Consider the following 18137-nt stretch of genomic DNA (forward strand, 5'->3'; position numbering starts at 1 on the left):
CTGAAAAGAAGGATACCTCATGGGTGACCAATCGATCATCAGCGCGCTTCTGCTGGGCATTATCGAGGGTCTGACGGAGTTCATTCCCGTTTCCTCAACGGCACATGTGCTGCTGGCCGGGCATTTCCTCGGCTTCAAATCACCCGGCAACACCTTTGCCGTCCTCATTCAGCTCGGCGCGATCCTTGCGATTCTTCTCGTTTATTTTCAAAAGCTTATGTCTATAGCCTTGGCCCTGCCAGCCAGCGCCAAGGCGCGTCGTTTCGTGCTGGCCGTCGCTCTCGCCTTTTTGCCGGCGGCGATAATCGGCGCGTTGGCGCATGATTTCATCAAGACCGTGCTGTTTGAAACGCCGATGCTCATCTGCGTGGTGCTGATCATCGGCGGCGTCATTTTGCTTGCAGTCGACCGCATGCCGCTGAAACCGAAATATACCGACATCATGGATTATCCGCCGTCGCTTGCCTTCAAGATCGGCCTCTTCCAGTGCCTTGCGATGATTCCCGGCACGTCGCGCTCCGGCGCCACAATCGTCGGCTCGCTGCTGATGGGCACGGATAAGCGCTCCGCCGCCGAATTTTCGTTCTTTCTGGCGATGCCGACCATGCTCGGCGCTTTCACGCTCGACCTTTACAAGAACCGCGATGCGCTGAGTTTTGATGACGGCGCGCTGATTGCCGTCGGTTTCATCGCCGCTTTTGTCTCGGGCCTCTTTGTTGTTCGCTCTCTGCTGGATTTTGTGTCGCGTCGGGGCTTTGCGCCCTTTGCCTGGTGGCGCATCGCCATCGGTTCGCTGGGGCTGATCGCGCTTCTGGTTTTCGGCTGAGCCGAGGACGGGAATAACCCTCGTCCGTAATGAACGAACAAAAACAGAAAAAGCGCCCCGGAGAACCGGCGGCGCTTTTTCTTTGAAACTTTTAAAGGCCGATCAGTTGGTGCTGATCGAAGCCGTTGCGCAGGGGTCGACGCCGTAGGCGGGAGCGCAACCGCTCTTGCCCGCTGCAACCGTTCCCGGCGCCATGAAAGAACCCGCCAGAACCACCAAAGCCGCACACGCAAAAAAGAGTGCGATAGATCTGCCCATTTTATTATTGCCTTTCAGACGTTCGTTCGCGCGGATCGTGCCGCCGTGTGTGAAGTGAGGGTTCGGGATATGTTTGGAATGTGGCGAATATCAATAAAGCAGCTTGTTGAATACCGGGTTAATGCGAAGTCTTTTCCACAGTTGCGCTTGTGCCACGCTTGCCTGTGGCGGCCGGACGGCCGTTAACTTTTACCCGGCTTTAGAAATCTGCCTTAGTTCATTCTACACCTCCCCTGCAGTTGAGGAGAAAATGCACGAATAGCGGTTTGGTTGCAATTGAATTGGGCAAAAACAAAAAGCGGGAATGGCTCCCGCTTTCGTTGAAATCGCTGGCGCTGGCCTGAGCTTCAGGCCGCTTTACCTGCGTTTGAGAACTGGCCGTGGGTGCGATATTGCACCATGTAGGACGGCAGGATGGAGGCGACGCGAACGGGGGTGATGCCGATACCCTCCAGCGTCAGGCCGTTCTTTTCCGCCTCGGCGGAAACGACATTGTCCTTTTTCAGCATGGTCACCTGATCGACCGTCAGCGGCGGCTTAATCAGCGGCACCAGCGAAGTGAGCTTGGCGATCGTTGAGGCGACACCGAAAGGCAGGTCGACAAAAGGACGCTGGCGGTACGTTGCGGCAAGAACCGCCTCAAGACAGTCGCGGAACGTCATCACGTCCTGGCCGCCGAGTTCGTAAATGGCGCCGGGCTTCAGCTTGCCATCGACGCCACGGGCGACGGCTTCGGCGACGTCCTCGACATAGACCGGCTGGAATCTGGTTTTTCCGCCGCCGATCAGCGGCAGGAAGGGCATGCTGCGGGCCATCTTGGCGAATTTGTTGAAGAAATCATCTTCCGGTCCGAAAATGATCGACGGGCGCAGGATCACGGCGCCGGGCAGGATGGAATGGATGGCAGCTTCGGCGCGGCCCTTGGTGCGGCCGTAACCGGTCGGCGAACCCGCTTCCGCACCGATGGCGGAAATATGCGTCAGCGTGGCGCCAGCATCGCGGGCCGCCTCGGCAATGGCTTTCGCACCGAATTCCTGAACGGCGTCAAAGGTGTTGCGACCGCTTTCGGTCAGGATGCCGACGCAATTGACCACGTGATCAGCATCTTCCACGGCTTTGACGATGGAATCGCGATAACGCAGGTTCGCCTGAGCAAAGGAAATCTGACCAACATTGCCGAGCGGCTGCAGGAAGCCGGCAAGATCGGGGCGACGTACGGCGACACGGATGCGATAACCGCGCTTCGCAAGTATCCGCACGACATGCCGCCCGACAAAACCCGAACCGCCAAAAACGGTGACGAGGGGTGGAAGGTTGGCCAAGGTCATGGGAGGCTCCTCAGAAGCTGTCGATAAAGCGTTTTTCAGTCTCTTAGCCCAAAGCCGCGCGCGCGTGAAGAGATGTTGTCGCAGGGCAGGGGCCGGTTTTGGAAATGCGGTTGACGCCCGTCAAATTCCTTCGACGATCACCATCTCCGCCTCCGCGATTTCCTGGCGGATTTTGGCGGCTGCCTGATATTCGGGGGAGTTGTAGCAATCGATGGCGTGCTGAACTGACGGGAACTCTATGACGACATTGCGGGCACGGGCCTTGCCTTCCAGCTCGGTCAAGGCACCGCCACGGGCCAGGAAATTGGCACCGAACCGCTCGAAGGCGGGCTTTGCCGTCGTGACATAGTCCTTGTAGCGCTCACTGTCGCGTACATCGACGCGGGCGATCCAATATCCCTTTGCCATTTCATCTGCTCCTGTCGTTACTGATTGGCCGGAAAGCTGGCGCGCAGCATGTCATCAAGAATGGCGCGGGCCGCCGCCTTCGGATCTTCCGCCCGAACGATCGGGCGGGCGACGACCAGATGGCTCGAGCCGGCCTTGATGGCGTCGTAGGGTGTCATCACCCGCTTCTGATCACCAAGATCTGCGCCGGCAGGGCGAATGCCGGGGGTAACGACGGCAAGATCCGGACCGAGAATTTCGCGCACGGCAGTCGATTCCTCTGCCGAACAGACGATGCCGCCCATGCCCGCCTCGCGCGCCTGTTCCGCCCGGCGCAGCACCAGCGAACGGGCGTCCGAGGCGTAACCGGCTTCGGCCAGATCAACGTCATCCATCGAGGTCAGCACGGTGACGCCCAGCAGGCAGAGGCCGGAACCTTCAGCAGCCTTCACTGCGGCGCGCATGGCTTTGGGGTAGGCATGCAGGGTCAGCATCGACATGCCCATGCGGGCGATGTTTTCGACACCGGAAGCGACCGTGTTGTCGATGTCGAGCAACTTCATGTCGAGAAAGACCTTCTTGCCGCTCTGGACAAGGTCACGCGCGAATTCGAGACCGCCGGCGAATACCAGCTGGTAACCGATCTTGTAGAACAGAACCTCGTCGCCGATTTTCGAGACGATGTCTTCGGCCTGCTGCACAGTCGGAACATCCAGCCCGACGATGAGTTTTTCGCGCGCGGTCATTGTCTTATCCCTGCCATGTTTCCATCGCCGTCCAGTCGCATGTGGGGGACGCGGCTGCAAGTGAAAATTCGGCGATGGAAAAGTGGAAGAGATTGCCGCCGCCGGGCGGCTGGTCCTTACTGCGGCTGATGTCACGGCCTTCGATATGGCATTTCAGGAGCGTACCCACGCCACCATGACCAACAAAGGCGATCGGCTGCCGCGGATCGTGTCGCTCGAAAACGGCTTTGACGGCCCCGACAATCCGCGCCTGCGCATCGATTGCGCGCTCCCAGCCGTGAAAACTTTCTTCGGGGTTGGCGAAGAACCAGTCCGCCGCCTTCTCGAATTCCGGCGGTGGCAGGAAGCCGGTGGCAGACCGGTCATTTTCATGCATCGCCTCGACGATCTCTATCTCCGCTCCGGAGGTTTCGGCGAGGATGCGGGCGGTTTCGATCGCCTTGGTTTCGGCGCTGGAAACAATGCGGCATAATGACCGCGCCCAGGGCAGGCGGCTCGCCTCCCGTGCCCGCTCGGCCCCTCTCTCCGAAAGCCCCCATTCGGGAACGGGAACATCCGCATCGATCTTGACCTGGGGATGGGTGATGTAGAGCGCATGCATGGCAATCGGTCCTCAAAGGCGATGGAAAGGGCAAATCAACACCCTAACCATTCGTCGCGACCGGGAAATGACGGCCTTGCCTATCCTGTCGGGCAATCAGGCCCGCGTATAGGTCCACAATTGCGCCGGCGGAATATTGCGCACGATAAAATCGAAATGGCGAATATGGTAGAGGTGCGGCTGCGCGACGATCGGGGAGATCGGACCGTAGGATATCTGCACGACGGGACGGCCGTGGGGCACGCGCTTCAGCAATTCGTCGAGAAGCTTGATACGGGCGGCCATGGGGAAATTCAGCATCGGCACGGCGGAGACGACGCTGTCGAACATCTGGCCCTTGTGCTCGCCAAGCGTCGCATCGAGATCGAAGGCGTCGCCATTGATGAAATTGACGCCCGGATAGCCCCTGAGCAGCTGATTGTAGAAATCGGTCGAATATTCGATGGCGGTCAGGTTCTCCGGCTTGATGCCGCGTGCCAGAATGGCCTTGGTGATGACGCCGGTGCCAGGGCCGAGTTCGAGAACCGGCAGGCCGGAATGGGGATTGATGACACTCGCCATTTTTCTCGCCGTGATGGACGACGTCGGCACAATAGCCCCGACTTTTTTCGGCTGGCTGACCATGCCCTTGAAAAAGCGGATTTCTTCCTCAAATTTCTGCTCAAGCCGTTGCTTCAGGTTAAGTGCCATAGTTCCCTCAGATGCTTTTGGTCATTATCAAAAAACTGTTGCGTACTGTTGATCCCATTTGGCGCAAAAACAAGGCAAAATGTCGTAACTGGAAAAATTCGCTTCCGACGTGAAACCTTCTTCCACCGAATCAAAAAACGCCGGTGAAGCAGTTCCCCGGCGTTTTTGATGAAACTGATGAGAAATGCGCGTTTTCAAACGCGCATCGGCATCAGAACATAAAGCGCATCATCGCCAGCGGTGTCGCGAACCAGCGTCGGCGAGCCGGCGTCGGCCAGCAGGAAAATCGCGTCTTCACCGGAAAGCTGCGAGGTGATGTCTAGGAGATATTTGGCATTGAAGCCGATTTCCATCGAATCGTTGTCATAACCGACGGCCACTTCTTCCGTCGCACTGCCCGAATCCGGGTTGTTGACGGTCAGCGTCAGCTGGCCGTTGGTGAGCGCGAGCTTGACGGCGCGGCCGCGCTCGGAAGAAATGGTCGAGACGCGGTCGACAGCCTGCGCGAAAGTCTGGCAATCGACGCGCATTTCCTTGTCATTGCCGGTCGGGATCACGCGCTGGTAATCGGGGAAGGTGCCGTCGATCAGCTTCGAGGTCAGAACGACCGAACCGATGGTCAGGCGGATTTTCGCATCCGAGACTTCGACGGTGACTTCCAGCTCCGGGTTGTCCATCAGCTTCTGCAGCTCGCCGACGGTCTTGCGCGGAATGATGATGCCAGGCATGCCTTCGGAACCGGAGGGCGCATCCACATCGGCGCGCGCCAGACGGTGACCGTCGGTGGCGACAGCGCGCAGCTTCAGGTCGCCATTGCTTTCAATGGTGTGGAAGAAAATGCCGTTCAGGTAATAACGCGTCTCTTCGGTCGAAATCGCAAACTGCGTCCGGTCGATCAGCATCTTCAGGTCGGTCGCCTTCAGTTTGAAGGTGTGGCTGAAGGTGCCGGCGGTCAGGTCGGGGAAATCCGTCTCCGGAAGGCATTGCAGCGAGAACTTCGAGCGGCCGGAGGCAACGGTCATCGAGGAGCCGTCCGGGTTGGTCGCCAGAAGCACCTCGGAACCGTCAGGCAGCTTGCGCACGATTTCATAAAGCAGGTGCGCCGGCACGGTGGTGGCGCCCGCCTGCTCCACCATGGCCGGGGTCGCTTCGGTGATTTCCAGATCGAGGTCGGTCGCCTTCATGTCCAGATTGGCGCCGGATGCGCGCAGGAGGACGTTGGACAGGATCGGGATCGTGTTGCGACGCTCGACAACCCGGTGGACGTGGTTCAGCGATTTCAGAAGGTTCGACCGCTCAAGAGTAATACGCATGGACGCTACCGCTTTCAACCGTTGCGAACCGGCCACCGCCGGATCGGCAAGAAGAGTCTTCACCGGCCGCAAAGCCGGACAATGTGGACGGGCAAAATGGCAGAGTTATTGCAGAAAATGCAAGAGCCGAGTGCGTCTGCCGCCGCTCATTTTGCTGCTATACAGCATGATCCACAGGCTTGAACCATCCATGGAGCTTGTTCGCCGGTTTTCTATTGCCCATAAAGAGGGAAAACCGGAGCGACCGGCCGGGAATGATCGGCCAGAATGATTGGAAGCCGTGTGACGGAAGAAATATCGAACAGCGACAACAGAGACAAGAAGAGCTTCAGGATCGGCACGGCCACCATTGCGGCACGACCGCTGGAGCCCGCCCTTTATCTCGTGGCCACGCCCATCGGCAATCTCGGTGATATCACCATTCGTGCGCTGGAAACGCTGGCCTCGGCCGATGTTCTCGCCTGCGAGGATACCCGCGTCACCCGCATCCTGCTCGAACGTTACGGTATCCGCACCCGCCCGCTCTCCTATCACGAGCACAATGCCAACGAAGCGGGACCGAAGCTCATCGCAGCTCTCGAGGCCGGAAAATCCGTGGCGCTGGTATCGGATGCCGGAACGCCGCTGGTTTCCGATCCCGGTTATCGCCTCGGTCAACTGGCGCTTGAAGCCGGGCATCGCGTCGTGCCGGTGCCGGGCGCTTCTGCGCCGCTTGCCGCCCTCGTCGGCTCGGGCATGCCGAGTGACGCCTTCCTGTTTGCAGGCTTTCTGCCTGTGAAAGATCGCGGCAAGCGCGACCGTTTTGCCGCGCTGGCGAAAATCCCCGCAACCCTGATCTTCTTTGAATCGCCGCATCGTATCGGTGCTTCCGTCAAAGTCGCGTCGGAGGTGCTCGGCCGCGACCGCCGCGCCGTGGTCTGCCGTGAACTGACCAAGACTTTCGAGGAATTCCGGCGTGGCACGCTCGGCGAGCTTGCGGATTATTATGATGGCGACCGGGTGGTGAAGGGCGAGATCGTGCTTCTGGTGGAGCCGCCCTCCTATGATGAGATACCCGATATCGAGGATGTCGAGAAGCTTCTGAAGGATCTCGTCGCCACCATGTCGGCCGCCAAGGCCGCGGGTGAAGCGGCGAAGCTGACGGGCCTGCCGCGCAAGGAGCTTTATCAAAGGCTGCTGGATATGAAGGAAACGGATGGCCGCTGACGGGCGAAGCAATGAAAGGCGCAAAGCCGAACGACGCGGCCATGCTGCGGAATATTGGGCGGCACTTTATCTGCTGCTGAAGGGATATCGCATCCTCGCCATTCGTTATCGCACCCGGCTGGGGGAAATAGACCTCATCGCCCGCAAGAAGGACCTCGTTGCCATCATCGAGGTCAAGGCGCGGTCCTCAGGAGCCGGTGCGGTTGATGCTGTCGGCTTCCATTCGCAGCAGCGCATCCGGGCGGCCGCCGATCTCTGGCTCGCCCGCCGCAAGGATGCCGCGCGGTTTTCACTGCGTTTCGATATTGTCGCGGTCCTGCCGCATCGCCTGCCGCAGCATTTCATCGACGCCTTTTGAGGGGAGGGAAACAATGTCCACCGAACGGGAAAAAATGGCCGCGGGCGAATGGTACAGCTGCATGGATACGGAGCTGGATATATTGCGCTGGCGGGCACGAAAGGCCGTCCACCAGCACAATACGATGCCGCCGGATGAGCGCGGGGCGATTGCACCGCTGCTGCGCACCCTCTTTAATTCTGTCGGGGAAGGCGCATTTCTTGAAGCGCCGTTTCATTGCGCTTACGGTTTCAACATTACGCTGGGCAAAAATGTTTATCTCAATGCCGGCTGCACCATTCTCGATTCCGCGAAGGTCGCGATAGCCGATGGCGCGATGCTCGGGCCTGCTGTGCAGATTTATTGTGCGGAACACCATCTGGACCCGGTGCCGCGGGCGCAAGGCATTGAAATCGCGAAGCCTGTGACGATCGGGCGAGATGTCTGGATCGGCGGCGGAGCGATCCTTCTGGCGGGCATCACCATTTGTGACGGCGCGATTGTCGGCGCCGGTTCGGTGGTGACGCGCAATGTGCCGCCGGGCGTGACGGTGGTGGGAAATCCGGCTCGGCCCATAAAGCGTATAGCCGACTGAGAGTTTCGCCAGCTGCTGTAATAAATCTGACATGGAACTGTCAAAGAGGCGTCATCGAACGCCTCTATTCGCATCCTCACCCCAATAAATGGTGGAGAGGATTTAGTAATGTTGAAGAAGATTTCCATGGCCGCAGTGGCCGTCAGCATTTCGGCGACGTCTTCCATGGCTGCTACCAACATCAGCTGGTGGCATGGCATGGGCGGCCGTAACGGCGAAGTCATCAACGAAGTTTCGCAGAAGTTCAACGAAGCCCAGAAGGAATGCGCTCTGACGCCGGTTTCCAAGGGCTCCTATGAAGAAGCGCTGGCCAGCGGCATCGCTGCTTTCCGTTCGGGCGAACAGCCGAACATCCTCCAGGTTTTTGACGCTGGCGCTGCCACCATCATCAACGCCAAGGGCGCTGTCATTCCTGCCGAAGACCTCATCAATAAGGCCGGCTACAAGTTCGACCGCGACGCCTTCATCAATGGCGTGCGTTATTTCTACGCTGCCGCTGACGGCAAGTTTGTCGGCATGCCGTTCAACTCCTCCGCTCCCATCATGTATGTCAACGACGAAGCCCTGAAGAAGGCCGGCGTCGAAGCCCCGAAGACCTGGGAAGAGTTCGAGAAGGTTGCGCCGAAGCTGAAGGAAGCCGGTTACATTCCGCTCGTTCAGTCGCAGCTGACCTGGCAGTTCACGGAGAACTTCTTCTCCCGTAACAACATCCAGTTCGCCACCAACAACAATGGTTACGACAGCGTCACTGACACCAAGCTCAAGGTCACCGACCCGAACCTCGTCATGATGTTCGACAAGCTGAAGGACTGGAAGGACAAGGGCCTGTTCGCCTATTATGGTGCCGGCTGGAACGACAACCAGAAGCCGTTCGAAGAAGGCAAAGTCGCTTTCTGGATCGGTTCTTCGGGCTCCTTCGGCGGCCTGCAGAAGACGGCGACCATGCCGTTCTCGGCAACCTTCCTTCCCTACTGGGGCTCCATCAAGGGCGCAGGCACCAACTCCTTCATCGGCGGTGCAGCTCTCTTTGCAATGTCGGGCAAGTCTGAAGCCGAAAATAAGTGCGTGGCTGACTTCTTCCAGTTCCTGACCTCGCCGGAAATCCAGGTCTTCTACCACAAGGCAACCGGTTACGTCGCCATCACCAAGGCCGCTTACGAAAAGGCCAAGGCTGAAGGCTACTACAAGGAAAAGCCGGTTGCGGAAGTCGGTATCCAGCAGCTGTCGCTGCCGGGCGGCGAATGGTCGAAGGGCTACCGCTTCGGTTTCTATCCGCAGATCCGCGCCGTCATGGAACGCGAATATAACCGCATCTTCTCCGGCGAAGTCACGCCGAAGGCTGCTTTCGAGATCATCGAGAAGGAAGGCAACGACATTCTCGCCCGTTTCGCCAAGACGGCCGGCTAATCGGCCCGTTTTAAACCAACGATAGTTGTCGAGCCTCCTTTCCGCCGGAAGGGAGGCTCGCTCTTGGATAAGGAAGCGAAAACGTGGCCTATACATCCTCACAACCGAGCCGATTTTCCGGCCGGTCCGCAAAGCCCGGAAAACCGCCGAAGGCTGCTGAAGCCGGCATGAAGCGCGTGCAGTTCTCCTCGTCCTTCGTGCCATATCTGTTTCTGGCGCCGCAGCTTGCGGTGATCTTCATCTTCTTCTATTGGCCGTCCGTTCAGGCCGTGCAATCTTCCTTTTTTATCGAAGACCCTTTCGGATTCGGCGCGTCCTTCGTGGGCTTCGCCAATTATTCGGATGCGATATTCAGCCCGGAATATCTCGGCATCGCCAAATTCACGGTTGTTTTCACCGTGTTGGTAACCTTCTTTTCGTTGGCGCTCGGCCTTCTGCTTGCGGTCAAGGCTGATGCGGTCATTCGCGGCAGTTCGACATACAAGACGGTGCTGATTTCCGTCTACGCCATCGCGCCGCCTGTCGCGGGTCTCATCGGCATGATGTTCTTCGATCAGCATATCGGCCCCTTCGTGAAGATGGCGGCGTTTCTCGGCTGGGACATGAAGGTCGGCCTCAATTATTTCGATACGGCCTTCGCCATGATCGTCGTCGCGGTCTGGAAGCAGATTCCCTACAACTTCATCTTCTTCCTTTCGGGTCTCCAGGGCGTTCCGGTCTCCGTGCGGGAAGCCGCCTCCATCGATTGCCGCTCGGGCTTTCGCCGGTTCTGGACGGTGATCATGCCGCTTCTGGCGCCCACGGCCTTCTTCCTGCTGATCATCAACATCACCTACGCGCTCTTCGACACATTCGGCGTCATCGACGTGATGGTGAAGGACAAGGCCGCCAACAACCCGATTACGCTGGTCTACAAGGTGTTTCTGGACGGTTTCCGCGGCAATGATATCGGCGGCTCTTCGGCCCAGTCCGTCATCCTGATGCTGGTCGTCTTTGTTCTCACCATCATCCAGTTCCGCTTCATCGAAAAGCGCATCCACTACAATTGAGGGAAAACCAATGTACAAGACAAAACCCCTCGATCATCTGGTGCTGATCATTGGCGCGCTGTTTCTGATCCTGCCTGTTATCGTTGCCTTCATGACGTCCACACACACGGCGGCGGAAATCCACCGCAGCGGTCTGGCGATCGTTCCCGGCGACAATTTCATCGAGACCTACGAAAAGGTCCTGACCCAGAAGGGTGGTTTCACCGGACAGGTGACGGGCCTCAACATGGTGCTGAATTCGCTGATCCTCGGCATCGGTTTTGCTGTCGGCAAGATCGTCCTGTCGATGACGGCCGCCTATGCGATTGTCTATTTCCGCTTCCGTTTTGCAACGCTCGCCTTCTGGATCATTTTCACCACGCTGCTCCTTCCGCTGGAAGTGCGCATCATGCCCTCCTATGAGGTCATGAGCAAACTCGGTCTACTGAATTCCTACACCGGCCTCATCGTGCCGCTTCTGGCGTCTGCGACCGGAACCTTCTATTTCCGGCAGTTCTTCAAATCCATTCCGGAGGAATTGCTGGAAGCCGCCCGCATAGACGGTGCGGGTCCGGTCAAGTTCTTTATCGATGTGATCATCCCGCTTTCCCGTACCATGATGGCGGCGATCTTCATCATCATGTTCGTCTACGGTTGGAACCAGTATCTCTGGCCGATGCTGATGACGAATGACGAAAAATTCTTCACCCTGATGCGTGGCATCAAGTCGATCCTGCAGGTCTGGGTCGGTTCGCAAATTCCCGATTACAACGAAGCTTTCGCGCTTGCCGTTCTGGCCATGCTGCCGCCTGTGATGATCGTCGTGATCTTCCAGCGCTGGTTCATCAAGGGCCTCACCGAAAGCGACAAATAAGGAAACCGAAATGGCCGCGATAGAAATCAGTCAGGTCTGCAAAGACTATCATGGCGGCGTGCGCGCCGTGCATCACGTCGATATCGACATCAGGGACGGCGAGTTCATCGTGCTCGTCGGCCCCTCCGGCTGCGGCAAGTCCACGCTGCTGCGCATGGTCGCCGGGCTCGAGGACATCTCCGAAGGCACGGTGAAGATCGGCGACCGGGTGGTCAACCAGACCGATCCCGCCGATCGGGATATTGCCATGGTGTTCCAGAACTACGCGCTTTACCCGCATATGTCGGTGCGCGAGAACCTGGAATACGGGTTGAAGAACCGCAAGACGCCGAAGGCGGAAATCGATGCGCGCGTGGCCGAAGCCGCGCGTATGCTGCAGCTTGAACCCTATCTGGAGCGCAAGCCGCGCGCCCTTTCCGGTGGCCAGCGGCAGCGTGTCGCCATGGGTCGCGCCATCGTGCGCAAACCGGCGGCTTTCCTGTTCGACGAGCCCCTGTCCAACCTCGATGCCAAGCTGCGCGTTTCCATGCGCGGCGAGATCAAGCGCCTGCAAAAGCGTCTCGGCACCACCTCTATTTACGTCACCCACGATCAGCTGGAGGCCATGACGCTGGCCGATCGTCTTGTTGTGCTGAATGGCGGCCGTATCGAACAGATCGGCGCGCCGCTTGATGTCTACCACACGCCCGCCTCCACCTTTGTCGCCAGCTTCATCGGCTCTCCCGCCATGAACCTGCTGAACGCCGAGTTGCATGGCGATAGCCTTGCCGTCGGTCCGGCGCTCTTTGCGCTCGACGGTTTTGCACCCACCTCCGGCCCGATAACGGTGGGCATGCGGGCGGAAGATTTCCGCCTCGCTGCGGCAGGTGAACAGGGCTTCCCGCTTCGGGTCGATTATATCGAGGAACTGGGTTCGCAGCGTCTCATCCACGGCATGATCGGCGACCAGAGCCTGACAGTTGCGTTCCCGCCGGATGTCGAGGTTCCGTCCGCGCTCTCCGTGACGATCGCGCCGGAAAAACTGCATTTCTTCTCCAGCGAAACCGGCAAGCGCATTGCCGGCAAAGCGGAGCAGCTGGCGGCGCAGCCCGCGCAGATGGCGACGGCCTGAGCGCATCACAGAAATCGGCGCGATGAATAAAATTGCGCCGATTGTCAAAACCGCTTCGTTACGATCCCGATGATAGAAGACCTCCAATATTTCACGGGGGTTTTCTAATATGTCCTTCAAAATGATGTTCGCTGCCGCGGCAACCATGGCGGTCCGCACAATGCCGATATTGCCGGCCTATTTGCGTCGGTCAAAAGATGAGGCTGTCGTCAGCGCATCCTGCACCGATCTGCGGCTTCAGCCGGCCCCCATCAATCCGGACTGGATCATTTCCGGTAACCCCCAGGCGCGCGCGGCGGATCACTCCAGAAGCGGCGACCGTGCTTCCAGCACCGCCATGTGGGATTGCACGGCGGGGGAATTCCGCTGGTTCTTCGGCTGGGATGAAACCGTCTATATTCTGGAAGGCGAAGTGCATGTAACCGCGGAAGACGGTTCCATCAGCATCCTGCGGGTCGGCGATGTCGCCTATTTCCCTGCGGGAACATGGGCCACCTGGCGGGTGGATGATTATGTCCGCAAGGTCGCTTTCATGCGCCGCCCGTTCCCCAAGGCGCTGGCTCTCGCCTATCGCGTCAAGAACAAGCTGTTTGCCGGCCGTTCCTATAAGCTGGCGGCCTGAACCCATAAAACCTTCCGATGGGCGGGGCCGGTGCGGCGCCGCCAACGGAATTGTGAAGGTTCAATAAAACTCACACGAACCACCGCTTGCAGCAGTTGCCTTTGAATGATCGCTGCCCTACATCTTCAGGGTTTTCTGAAGCGTTTCCGGGTCCCTCCCGGTACTGCAGGGAAGCTTGAAAAGGCGAGGCAATGGGCACGGCGGGCCGGGAAAGCGTCCGCATGCTGCAAGAGGAACATGCGCATGGCGAAGATCAAGAACGTCGCGATCCAGATGGATCATGTCTCCGGCATCAATATCGCCGGTGACTCCACCTTCGCCATGAGCCTCGAGGCGCAGGCACGCGGCTACCGGCTGTTCCATTATACGCCCGAGCGCCTTTCCATGCGCGATGGCAAGATTTACGCCACGGTGGAGCAGATGGAACTGCGCGACATCAAGGGCGACCATTTCTCCCTGTCGGAGCCGGAGCGTGTCGATCTCTCGACCATGGATGTCATCCATCTGCGTCAGGATCCGCCCTTCGACATGGCTTACATCACCTCGACCCATCTGCTGGAACGCATTCATCCGAAAACGCTGGTGGTCAACGATCCCGCCTGGGTCCGTAACTCGCCGGAAAAGATTTTCGTCACCGAATTCGCCGATCTGATGCCGAAGACGTTGATCACCAAGGACGTGGAGGAAATCGCCCGCTTCCGCAATGAAATGGGCGATATCATTCTGAAGCCGCTTTATGGCAATGGCGGCGCAGGCGTCTTCCATTCCGCGCGCGACGACCGCAATTTCTCCTCGCTGCTGGAGATGTTTGGCCAGATGTTCCGCGAGCCTTACATCGCCCAGCAATATCTGCCTGACGTCCGAAAGGGCGACAAGCGCATCCTCCTGGTGGATGGCGAACCTGTGGGCGCAATCAACCGCGTACCGGCGGAAAACGATGCCCGTTCCAACATGCATGCCGGCGGACGGCCGGAACCGACGGAACTGACGGCGCGCGAGAAGGAAATCTGCCGCCGCATCGGTCCGGCCTTGCGCGAGCGCGGTTTCCTCTTCGTCGGCATCGACGTGATTGGCGACTATATGACAGAAATCAATGTCACCTCGCCGACCGGCATTCGTGAAGTGCGCAAATTCGGCGGTGCCGATGTCGCAAGCCTTTTGTGGGACGCGATCGAGAAAAAGCGCGAAGCTCAGGATTTCTGACGCGACCTGCTGCCGATCCAGCTTTGTTCCATGAGCGCAACTAGATGCAACTAAAATACATCGTCAGCGGGAAATTGTTCGCTGGATGTTCTTGTTTTATTCTTTGCCCTGTGGCACGTTGCTTGCGGGTGGCCGCAACAGGGCATGAAGCTCTGGTGATGCGGCCGGTTTGCGGGGCAGGCCATGGTGGCAAGGGTCAATACGGTTGCATTTCAGGGCATAGAGGGTGTGCCCGTCGAGGTGCAGGTCATGGTCGCACCCGGAAAGGTCGGCATCCAGATTGTCGGCCTGCCAGACAAGGCGGTGGCCGAAAGCCGCGAGAGGGTGCAGGCCGCCCTGCATGCCTCGGGTTTGGCGCTGCCGGCGAAAAAAGTCACCGTCAATCTCGCGCCTGCGGATTTGCCCAAGGAAGGATCGCATTTTGATCTTCCCATTGCGCTTGGCCTCATGGCTGCCTTGGGGGCGATACCGGCAGACATGCTGGGACGTTATGTGGTTCTCGGCGAACTCAATCTTGATGGCACCATCGGTACGGTTTCGGGCGCCCTGCCGGCGGCTATCGGCGCCAATGCACTCGGCAAGGGGCTGATCTGCCCGGCTGAAAGCGGGCCGGAAGCGGCCTGGGCCGGAGCCAGTATCGATATTCTCGCCCCGCGCAGTCTCATTGCACTCGCCAATCATTTTCGCGGCACACAGCTTCTCGCGCGCCCGACGCCCGCCATCCGCGCCAATCCGGTTAATCTGCCTGATTTAGCTGACATCAAGGGACAGGAGAGTGCCCGGCGCGCGCTGGAGGTGGCCGCCGCTGGCGGCCATAATCTGCTGATGGTCGGCCCACCCGGCTCGGGTAAATCCATGCTCGCAGCCCGCTTGCCTTCCATCCTGCCCCCGCTGGAAGTGGCGGAGTTGCTGGAAGTGTCCATGGTCCATTCCATCGCCGGCCAATTGTCGGGTGGCAAGCTGTCGGACCGCAGGCCTTTCCGCACGCCGCACCATTCCGCCACTATGGCGGCGCTGATCGGCGGAGGGCTGCGCGCCAAACCGGGCGAAGCTTCGCTTGCCCATCACGGCGTTCTTTTTCTGGATGAGTTCCCGGAATTTTCGCCGCAGGTGCTGGATGCGCTTCGCCAGCCGCTGGAAACGGGCGAATGCATCATTGCGCGAGCCAATCACCGCGTCAGCTATCCGGCAGAAATCCAACTCGTTGCGGCCATGAACCCCTGCAGGTGCGGCATGGCGGGAGAGCCGGGTTTCAACTGCGCCCGAGGCCAGCGCTGTGTAACCGATTATCAGGCTCGCATTTCCGGACCGTTGCTAGACCGTATCGATATCCGCATCGACGTTCCCGCTGTCTCTGCCGCCGATCTCATTCGTCCTGTGGTGGCCGAGCCGAGTGCGGTGGTGGCCGCCCGGGTCGCCCGGGCACGCCTTGCGCAGCAGGAACGCTACGCGGCGGGATTTGCCGCCATTCGCACGAACGCTCGCTGCACGACGACCCTGATAGAAAAATATGCCGAGCCGGATGCGTCCGGGCTGCAATTGCTGCGCGATGCCGCCGAGCGGCTGAAGTTTTCCGCGCGCGGTTATCATCGCATTCTCAAGGTTGCCCGCACCCTGGCCGATCTGGATGGCAAGCAGACGGTTGGCCGCATCCATGTGGCGGAAGCTGTGTCCTATCGTATCGCAGGGGAAAGGCTTACGGCGGCGGCGTAGGAGGTCGCCCTTGGTGCTTTGCCTCAGAAACCATTGTGCCGCCAGCGGGGCCAGCGGCACATCGGGATATTCGCTAATCGGATGCGGGATCGCACTGCGCTTGAAAGCCTGGCTTAAAGCCCAAGGCCTTCGAAAAGCGCCGTCGAAAGGTAGCGTTCCGCAAAGGAAGGAATGATGACGACGATGTTCTTGCCGGCATTTTCCTCACGCGCACCAACCTTGATGGCTGCCGCCAGCGCCGCACCCGAGGAGATGCCGACAGGCACGCCTTCCAGCCTTGCCGCCAGACGTGCGATTTCGAAAGCCTCATCATTGGTGACGGTGACGATCTCGTCATAAATACCGGTGTCGAGGATGGCGGGCGCAAAACCGGCGCCGATGCCCTGAATCTTGTGGGGGCCGGGGTTGCCGCCGGAAAGAACCGGGCTGTCGGCGGGCTCGACGGCAATCACCTTCACTTCGGGCTTGCGCGATTTCAGCACTTGGCCCGTGCCGGTGATGGTGCCGCCGGTGCCAATGCCCGAGACGAGAATATCGACCGTGCCTTCGGTGTCGTTCCAGATTTCTTCCGCCGTCGTCTTGCGGTGAATATCCGGATTGGCAGGGTTTTCGAACTGCTGCGGAATGATCGCGTCAGGCAGCGTCTCGGCCAGTTCCTGCGCCTTGGCGATGGCGCCCTTCATGCCCTTCGGACCTTCGGTCAACACCAGTTCGGCGCCGAGCAGGGCCAGCATTTTCCGGCGTTCAACCGACATGGTTTCAGGCATGGTCAGGATCAGCTTGTAGCCCTTCGCGGCAGCGGCAAAGGCGAGGGCAATACCCGTGTTGCCCGAGGTCGGCTCCACCAGCGTGGTCTTGCCGGGGGTGATCTTGCCCTGCGCTTCCAGAGCTTCGATCATGGCGACGCCGATGCGGTCCTTCACGGAAGCGATGGGATTGAAAAATTCGAGCTTGGCGAGAAGGTTGGCCTTCACGCCCTTCTCCTTCGCCAGCTTGTCGAGCCGCACGATCGGCGTATCGCCGATTGTTTCCGTAATAGAGGAATAGACGCGTCCGCGTCCGGGCTTTCTGGCTTCGGGCATGATATTCTCCTGTGTAAAGACCGCAAGATTTGAGCGGCAGAATAGGAGCAATAGCTTTCTCAAGCTAGCGAACGTTCGTCCTAATATTCCTGAATTACAGGAATAATTTCACGATAAATCGCATAAATGCACGAATTTGTTTTACGTGCTGCGGATCGCGATCATGGTCGCCGTTCCCGCCAGAATGCCCGCCGCCGTGCGGTTGAGGATCGTCAAGGCGCTCGGCCTTTTCAGGAGGTTACGCGCCTTGGCCGCAAGCAGGATATAAGGCAGGAGAACCGCCATCAGCACGACGAAGGTGATGGCGAGAAGTGTCGCATATTCCGAAGGGCCGATCATGCGGATATCGATCAGCGTCGGCACCAGCGCCACATAAAACAGCATGGTTTTCGGATTGCCAAGCGTGATCAGCAGGCCGGAGAGAAAGGACATCGGCATGCTGGTGCTTTTCTTGGCCTTGAGTTCCTGTGGCAGCAGGCCGGCGGTCCAAAGCTTCCAGGCGATATAGAGGAGATAGGCAGCGCCCGCGAATTTCAGCACCATGAAGGCTTCCTGAAAGGTTTGCGCAACGAAGGCGAGGCCCAGTATCACGCCGGTCAGGTAAATCATGTCGCCCAGCACCAGCCCGAGGCCCATGAAGAAGGTTTCCCGAAAGCCTGAACCCAGTGCCCGCGCCACGATCGCCGTCATGCCGGGGCCGGGAATGGCGGCGGCGATGAAGAGGGCTGTTGCATAGGCGAAAAGGGTCGTCAGCGTCATGATCGTGTTTCCCGGAAAATCCGCCAGATCCATAGCGAAATCGCCGGGCAA

Annotated in this window: 19 protein-coding genes; 11 read left to right on the plus strand and 8 right to left on the minus strand. The window is 59.1% G+C overall.

From position 1 onward, the window contains the following. Positions 1-19 precede the first annotated feature (19 nt). Positions 20-826 (plus strand): undecaprenyl-diphosphate phosphatase, encoded by an 807-nt coding sequence (locus AC5I5B_RS12845; RefSeq protein ID WP_111781362.1) that lies wholly within the window; start codon positions 20-22, stop codon positions 824-826. A 605-nt stretch (positions 827-1431) separates the two neighbouring features. Here the strand turns inward: AC5I5B_RS12845 and AC5I5B_RS12850 are convergent. The 6 genes from AC5I5B_RS12850 to dnaN all read right to left on the minus strand — a co-directional run bounded on the left by AC5I5B_RS12850 (position 1432) and on the right by dnaN (position 6149). Then, positions 1432-2412 (minus strand): complex I NDUFA9 subunit family protein, encoded by a 981-nt coding sequence (locus AC5I5B_RS12850; RefSeq protein ID WP_087743260.1) that lies wholly within the window; start codon positions 2410-2412, stop codon positions 1432-1434. A gap of 120 nt (positions 2413-2532) precedes the next feature. After that, complete coding sequence (locus tag AC5I5B_RS12855) at positions 2533-2820, minus strand: DUF1330 domain-containing protein (RefSeq protein ID WP_334426675.1); 288 nt, start codon at positions 2818-2820, stop codon at positions 2533-2535. Between the two features lie 17 nt (positions 2821-2837). Further along, entirely contained in the window at positions 2838-3545 is a 708-nt protein-coding gene (gene pyrF, locus AC5I5B_RS12860) for an orotidine-5'-phosphate decarboxylase (RefSeq protein ID WP_003503850.1), read from the minus strand. A 4-nt stretch (positions 3546-3549) separates the two neighbouring features. Beyond that, positions 3550-4146, minus strand: coding sequence for a histidine phosphatase family protein (locus AC5I5B_RS12865; protein ID WP_020809815.1), 597 nt, complete (start codon positions 4144-4146; stop codon positions 3550-3552). A 96-nt stretch (positions 4147-4242) separates the two neighbouring features. Next, positions 4243-4836, minus strand: a complete 594-nt coding sequence (gene pmtA / locus AC5I5B_RS12870; RefSeq protein WP_020809814.1) for a phospholipid N-methyltransferase PmtA — start codon at positions 4834-4836, stop codon at positions 4243-4245. A 194-nt stretch (positions 4837-5030) separates the two neighbouring features. Next, on the minus strand, positions 5031-6149 hold the full coding sequence (dnaN, locus tag AC5I5B_RS12875) for a DNA polymerase III subunit beta (RefSeq protein ID WP_003503841.1): 1119 nt from the start codon (positions 6147-6149) through the stop codon (positions 5031-5033). A gap of 267 nt (positions 6150-6416) precedes the next feature. On the opposite strand from dnaN, the gene rsmI reads away from it, so the two are divergent. The 10 genes from rsmI (at position 6417) to AC5I5B_RS12925 (ending at position 16245) form a co-directional block, all read left to right on the plus strand. Next, positions 6417-7355: a 16S rRNA (cytidine(1402)-2'-O)-methyltransferase gene (rsmI, locus tag AC5I5B_RS12880; RefSeq protein ID WP_003503840.1), complete on the plus strand. Its 939-nt coding sequence runs from the start codon at positions 6417-6419 to the stop codon at positions 7353-7355. Next, a complete protein-coding gene (locus tag AC5I5B_RS12885; protein WP_003503837.1) occupies positions 7345-7713 on the plus strand; it encodes a YraN family protein in 369 nt (122 codons plus the stop codon). Before rsmI ends, AC5I5B_RS12885 begins: the two co-directional genes overlap by 11 nt. 13 nt (positions 7714-7726) lie before the next feature. Then, positions 7727-8287 (plus strand): sugar O-acetyltransferase, encoded by a 561-nt coding sequence (locus AC5I5B_RS12890; protein WP_003503835.1) that lies wholly within the window; start codon positions 7727-7729, stop codon positions 8285-8287. 108 nt (positions 8288-8395) lie between these two features. After that, positions 8396-9694, plus strand: coding sequence for an extracellular solute-binding protein (locus AC5I5B_RS12895; RefSeq protein WP_060722815.1), 1299 nt, complete (start codon positions 8396-8398; stop codon positions 9692-9694). Positions 9695-9777: 83 nt separating this feature from the next. Next, positions 9778-10743, plus strand: coding sequence for an ABC transporter permease (locus AC5I5B_RS12900; protein ID WP_003503830.1), 966 nt, complete (start codon positions 9778-9780; stop codon positions 10741-10743). Between the two features lie 10 nt (positions 10744-10753). Continuing rightward, positions 10754-11596, plus strand: coding sequence for a sn-glycerol-3-phosphate ABC transporter permease UgpE (ugpE, locus tag AC5I5B_RS12905; protein ID WP_003503828.1), 843 nt, complete (start codon positions 10754-10756; stop codon positions 11594-11596). 10 nt (positions 11597-11606) lie between these two features. Then, positions 11607-12707, plus strand: a complete 1101-nt coding sequence (locus AC5I5B_RS12910) for a sn-glycerol-3-phosphate import ATP-binding protein UgpC (protein ID WP_003503827.1) — start codon at positions 11607-11609, stop codon at positions 12705-12707. A 109-nt stretch (positions 12708-12816) separates the two neighbouring features. Continuing rightward, a complete protein-coding gene (locus AC5I5B_RS12915) occupies positions 12817-13329 on the plus strand; it encodes a cupin domain-containing protein (RefSeq protein WP_003503825.1) in 513 nt (170 codons plus the stop codon). Positions 13330-13572: 243 nt separating this feature from the next. After that, positions 13573-14532 carry a glutathione synthase gene (gshB, locus tag AC5I5B_RS12920; protein WP_003503823.1) on the plus strand — a complete coding sequence of 320 codons (960 nt, stop codon included), beginning with the start codon at positions 13573-13575 and terminating at the stop codon, positions 14530-14532. Positions 14533-14715: 183 nt separating this feature from the next. Continuing rightward, a complete protein-coding gene (locus tag AC5I5B_RS12925; protein WP_111833756.1) occupies positions 14716-16245 on the plus strand; it encodes a YifB family Mg chelatase-like AAA ATPase in 1530 nt (509 codons plus the stop codon). 113 nt (positions 16246-16358) lie between these two features. On the opposite strand, the gene cysK is transcribed toward AC5I5B_RS12925, so the two are convergent. Both cysK and AC5I5B_RS12935 read right to left on the minus strand, forming a co-directional pair. Then, positions 16359-17327, minus strand: a complete 969-nt coding sequence (gene cysK, locus AC5I5B_RS12930) for a cysteine synthase A (RefSeq protein ID WP_003503821.1) — start codon at positions 17325-17327, stop codon at positions 16359-16361. A 141-nt stretch (positions 17328-17468) separates the two neighbouring features. After that, positions 17469-18086, minus strand: coding sequence for a LysE family translocator (locus AC5I5B_RS12935; RefSeq protein WP_035212607.1), 618 nt, complete (start codon positions 18084-18086; stop codon positions 17469-17471). Positions 18087-18137 lie beyond the last annotated feature (51 nt).

The sequence above is a fragment of the Agrobacterium sp. genome, from assembly GCF_059499945.1.

Excerpts from the sequence above, each read along its gene's own strand:
- AC5I5B_RS12845 (WP_111781362.1), top strand. The coding sequence starts at position 20 with ATGGGTGACCAATCGATCATCAGCGCGCTTCTGCTGGGCATTATCGAG.
- AC5I5B_RS12850 (WP_087743260.1), bottom strand. The coding sequence starts at position 2,412 with ATGACCTTGGCCAACCTTCCACCCCTCGTCACCGTTTTTGGCGGTTCG.
- AC5I5B_RS12855 (WP_334426675.1), bottom strand. The coding sequence starts at position 2,820 with ATGGCAAAGGGATATTGGATCGCCCGCGTCGATGTACGCGACAGTGAG.
- pyrF (WP_003503850.1), bottom strand. The coding sequence starts at position 3,545 with ATGACCGCGCGCGAAAAACTCATCGTCGGGCTGGATGTTCCGACTGTG.
- AC5I5B_RS12865 (WP_020809815.1), bottom strand. The coding sequence starts at position 4,146 with ATGCATGCGCTCTACATCACCCATCCCCAGGTCAAGATCGATGCGGAT.
- pmtA (WP_020809814.1), bottom strand. The coding sequence starts at position 4,836 with ATGGCACTTAACCTGAAGCAACGGCTTGAGCAGAAATTTGAGGAAGAA.
- dnaN (WP_003503841.1), bottom strand. The coding sequence starts at position 6,149 with ATGCGTATTACTCTTGAGCGGTCGAACCTTCTGAAATCGCTGAACCAC.
- rsmI (WP_003503840.1), top strand. The coding sequence starts at position 6,417 with ATGATTGGAAGCCGTGTGACGGAAGAAATATCGAACAGCGACAACAGA.
- AC5I5B_RS12885 (WP_003503837.1), top strand. The coding sequence starts at position 7,345 with ATGGCCGCTGACGGGCGAAGCAATGAAAGGCGCAAAGCCGAACGACGC.
- AC5I5B_RS12890 (WP_003503835.1), top strand. The coding sequence starts at position 7,727 with ATGTCCACCGAACGGGAAAAAATGGCCGCGGGCGAATGGTACAGCTGC.
- AC5I5B_RS12895 (WP_060722815.1), top strand. The coding sequence starts at position 8,396 with ATGTTGAAGAAGATTTCCATGGCCGCAGTGGCCGTCAGCATTTCGGCG.
- ugpE (WP_003503828.1), top strand. The coding sequence starts at position 10,754 with ATGTACAAGACAAAACCCCTCGATCATCTGGTGCTGATCATTGGCGCG.
- AC5I5B_RS12910 (WP_003503827.1), top strand. The coding sequence starts at position 11,607 with ATGGCCGCGATAGAAATCAGTCAGGTCTGCAAAGACTATCATGGCGGC.
- AC5I5B_RS12915 (WP_003503825.1), top strand. The coding sequence starts at position 12,817 with ATGTCCTTCAAAATGATGTTCGCTGCCGCGGCAACCATGGCGGTCCGC.
- gshB (WP_003503823.1), top strand. The coding sequence starts at position 13,573 with ATGGCGAAGATCAAGAACGTCGCGATCCAGATGGATCATGTCTCCGGC.
- AC5I5B_RS12925 (WP_111833756.1), top strand. The coding sequence starts at position 14,716 with ATGGTGGCAAGGGTCAATACGGTTGCATTTCAGGGCATAGAGGGTGTG.
- cysK (WP_003503821.1), bottom strand. The coding sequence starts at position 17,327 with ATGCCCGAAGCCAGAAAGCCCGGACGCGGACGCGTCTATTCCTCTATT.
- AC5I5B_RS12935 (WP_035212607.1), bottom strand. The coding sequence starts at position 18,086 with ATGACGCTGACGACCCTTTTCGCCTATGCAACAGCCCTCTTCATCGCC.